The sequence below is a fragment of the Acetatifactor sp. genome, assembly GCF_982438285.1.
Genome location: NZ_CEWDFQ010000291.1, coordinates 1 through 3,979, shown reverse-complemented (window position 1 = coordinate 3,979; position 3,979 = coordinate 1). Strand labels below are relative to the sequence as shown.

Below are 3,979 nucleotides of genomic sequence, written 5' to 3'. Positions count from 1 at the left end.
CAAAGGATTCTTTTTGGCAGTTGCAGAAACACGGATAATATTCTTTGCAGAAAAAGCATTGATGATGTCGCTGGCCTTCTTGGTATCGTTAGAATGCTCTTCATCAATAATGATAATATATTGGATGCCCTTCCTATGCCCCTCTGAAATGCGGTCATACAGATTTTTCTTCTCGTTGTCACTGATGGCTTTATTGCCCTTTTTGGTAACAAGCTCCCAATTTATAAAAGCCGTGCTGCCTGCTTCAAAGCCAGAAAGTAAAGCATCAAATAAATTTTTTGTTGTCTTGCCGGGCAGGAGGCTTTTCATCTTCCTGCGGCTCTGTTCTTCCAGATCACCCTTCCCAGGGCACAGCCAGATAAAAGCAGTATTGGGATTTACAATGTTTAAGTATTTGTCAATAAAGTCGATTAGAATAATCGTCTTTCCTGCACCTGTGGGCGCTTTTACCGTAATCGTCTGTCTGCTTCTTTTGCTGGATACAGTATCGATCAGGTAAAGTGAACATTCTTCCTGAAAATCAAATAATCCTTTTGGTAGATTTACATCTTTCTCCCGCCTCCAAAAGTTCAGTTTCAAAATAATAATCCGGGACAGCATAAAGAGGAATCCCCATACGGGAAAGGGTATTTTGCTGCTCCCTTGTCAAAAGCACAGACGCAGACATATACAATGCCTTACATCCTTTGAGCTTTTCCCTGTCAGAAATAATGTTGTCAGCCTCTTCATCTGACAGAACGAGAATATAGTTTTGGCCGTCGAGCTTAACAGCGTATTCAAGCTGCACCATTTCTGCTACATGCTTAAGCAGTGCTTTTTCGATGCTGTATTCAGGGTCTGCGGAACTTTTGGGAATAAAACCGGTTTTATAGTATTTGAGGTTCGCAGGAATACCGGCAATCCTCTGACGTTTCCTTGTGCTTCCCACGACTCTCACAAAGCCATCCTCAAGAATTGTGGATATTTCTGGATATTTGTCCTTGTTATCCTCGGTAATCTTTGCTAGCCTGTCAAGAAGCCGGGACGCGTTTTTCAGGTCTGCCAGAGAAAGCTTTTTCTCAAACAGCGTTGTTTTGTAATCCTTACTGTGCGTATAGCCGGAGATTACGGCTTTCACCCGCGGATACGTCACCGAGCTTGCAATGCCATACCGCTCTTCCCAATCGCGCCAGGCTGCAGATTTTTCATCAATATCCCCCACTGTTTTCCTATACTCCTGTTCCCGCTTTTCCCCAACGGCATTGTTTGTACAAAGGACAAATTTCCTGTTCCCGCCTAATTTTTGATTCATCAGCAGAACAGCGTGGGCAGTAGTGCCGCTGCCTGCAAAATAGTCTAATATCATGGCGTTTGGCCGATCCTTTACAACCGCATATAAGCACTCGTAAACATTGTACAGGGACTTGGGAAAATCAAAATCATTTGACGGCACCATGCTGTTAATTAATTGCGTGCCATATTCATTTGCGTCAAATTTTTTATCTGTCCAAACGGTTTTATAAGATGCAAAGTTCTTGCCGATTTCTATTTCATATCTCTCATTGGTCAGCTTCGCTCTCAGCAAATGTTTGATGCTTTCAACCGTCTGCCGGGCGTATCTCCATTTTCTCTCTATGCCGGATACATCTATGGGATATACCGCGTATGTATTTGTCTCTTCATCATATTCATTCTGCTTCGGGTGCACCTCGTCTTCTACAACGTCGCCAAAGCCTACAATTTCTCCATTTTTTACATAAATCGGATAAAAGCAGTTCCTGGCATCATTTCTGGAGGATTCGCCGCCCCAATTCCGCAAATTCGTCCAATCAATATCCTCCGGCGCAAGCTCTCTGTTCCCAATCACCTTGTAGGATTTATTATAACAGAAAATCGCATACTCATGTATATAAGAAAAATTATTACCTTGTACTCCTCGGGGATTATGAACAATGGTAATGCAGTCTATGGCATAGCCGTCTCCAAAAATTTCGTTTAGGAGAAGCAGCGTTGTTGCCAATTCATTTTCATCGATTGCACAGATAAAAACGCCGTCATCCTTTAGCAGCTTCTTTGCAATGGAAAGCCGGGCATTCATCATACTAATCCATTTGCTATGCCGAAACCCATCTTCCTTAGCCACATAGTCATTATTATATTTCCAGTCCTTAGAGCCTGTGTTGTAAGGCGGATCTATGTATATCACATCAAAGCTTTCCCTGTGTGTTTTTTCAAGAAGCTTCAGGCTGTGCAGATTGTCGCCCTCTAGCAGAAAGTTATAAGGCAGGCTTTCATCGCTCACAATCTCTTTGTCCGCGGCTTCGGTGAATACAGGAATATTTGTCTGCATTTCAACATCCACTTGTTCCTCATGCTCTTCCCAGACAAGACCATATTTCTTGATTGTCAGCTCAGTTTCAATTTCGTTGATTGCAATCCGAGCTTCATCGTCTGGATGCTCCTTGCGGATTTTCTCTAAAAATGCGAGTATTCTTTGCCGTTTCAACTGTGATAGATTAGGCATTGCCAATTTCCTCTCTACTTTTTAAAATTCAAAAAGCAGGCAAACCCGATATACTGCCCGCTTTTTTATATCTGATACTTTTATGCCGTTAAAAGGCTGCGTCTTTCATTTTTAGGTACTCATAATAATAGGGTTCCAGCATCAATATCATTGATTCTTTTTACGCCTGCATTGCTTGGATTAATCCATCAAAGACACAGCCCTTCCCTCATTCATGAAAAGTTGGCTCATCCATTATACCATGTGGGCTGTAGGTTTACAACTTAATTCTCACCCTTTCTCCTTGATTATTTGTGTATCGCTGAAGAATGCTCCTGACAGTCCTTCATCTCTTTTCCATTTCCTCCGCATATTCTGCTGCCTTCCACCCATCTAAATACACAAATTCTACGCTCTGCGGCAGGCAATAGTAATCTCTTTTCCATTCCTTGCATCTTCCTCTGCGCGCTTTAAAATTTCATCGTTCACTTCGTTTATGGAATGATTTCGGTAATATCCAAGACCAATCATCATGCCGTTTCCCAGCATTACCATTGCAAACAATAAATAAACCGGAATACATACACGTTTTTTGAAAGAGCTCCAATCTATATCCTTACAAAACTGTGCAAAAACGCTCAGCATTATGACCATCATGGAATATTGAAATATAATTGCCGATCTTGAGCTTACACTGGGAGAAAGTACCAGGATTACCTGTGAAAATACCGCCGCGCAGCATAAAGATATCACCAGGCTATTATGCCAGATAATTCCAAAGGAAACCAAAAAAAGCAATTACATTAATAACCCAGACAAGAGTCGCCCAAGGTAAAATATTGTACCAAAGTCCAAACACATAATTGGTGGCTGCCAGTCCTAAATAGCCACAGTTTATTATCAGGCCTATCGCCAGCAGCTGCTTTTTCCTGCACCGTTTCCAAAGAAGTAATCCGATCATAGACTGTACAGCTGATAAGCGTTATCAGAATTAAATTGACTCGTCCCACATTGATATTCACAATTGGGAAAAAATTTTTCTGTATCTTCTGAAAAAAGGACAATGCCTCAAATGCCGCATTATCCTCACTGGCCGAGCGGACAAAATTACCCGGCGCTAAAATTTCAATACAGCCGCCTAAAATTGCACCGACAATCGTAATCCACTCAATTTTTCTTTTATGAGTACGGGTATATATTGCTTCACACACAACAAAAGTTATGGTCAGCACCGCTACCTGCTATTGCTTTAATAATAGAATTCCTATCAGTAAAAAGCAGATTGGCCATGTGTAAGTTGTACTCGCAGAAAACCAGAACACTCCGCCTCTGATAATATCTCTGGCAATTGTTCCCCAAAGCAATGCTGCTGTAAGTGCAAGTAAAACCGAATCTTTATTTTTTCCCCGTGCAATACGATAAGTTCCATACATTATTACCGTAATCAAAAAAGCCTGAAAAATTCGAATCAATGTCAGACCTTCTCCAAGCCTGATC

At 41.5% G+C, this 3,979-nt stretch carries 5 protein-coding genes; all 5 read right to left on the bottom strand.

Annotated elements, in window-relative coordinates; genetic code table 11:
* Positions 1-579, bottom strand: a 579-nt coding sequence (locus AC1WIP_RS12615; protein ID WP_481142160.1) for a DEAD/DEAH box helicase family protein, incomplete at its 3' end; no start/stop codon positions are given.
* Positions 521-2,503 carry a site-specific DNA-methyltransferase gene (locus AC1WIP_RS12610; protein WP_481142159.1) on the bottom strand — a complete coding sequence of 661 codons (1,983 nt, stop codon included), beginning with the start codon at positions 2,501-2,503 and terminating at the stop codon, positions 521-523. The genes AC1WIP_RS12610 and AC1WIP_RS12615, both read right to left, overlap by 59 nt.
* 387 nt (positions 2,504-2,890) lie before the next feature.
* Positions 2,891-3,046 (bottom strand): hypothetical protein, encoded by a 156-nt coding sequence (locus AC1WIP_RS12605; protein ID WP_481142158.1) that lies wholly within the window; start codon positions 3,044-3,046, stop codon positions 2,891-2,893.
* Between the two features lie 239 nt (positions 3,047-3,285).
* Entirely contained in the window at positions 3,286-3,714 is a 429-nt protein-coding gene (locus AC1WIP_RS12600; RefSeq protein WP_481142157.1) for a DUF6056 family protein, read from the bottom strand.
* A 9-nt stretch (positions 3,715-3,723) separates the two neighbouring features.
* The coding region (locus AC1WIP_RS12595; protein WP_481142156.1) for a hypothetical protein at positions 3,724-3,979 on the bottom strand (256 nt) is incomplete at its 5' end.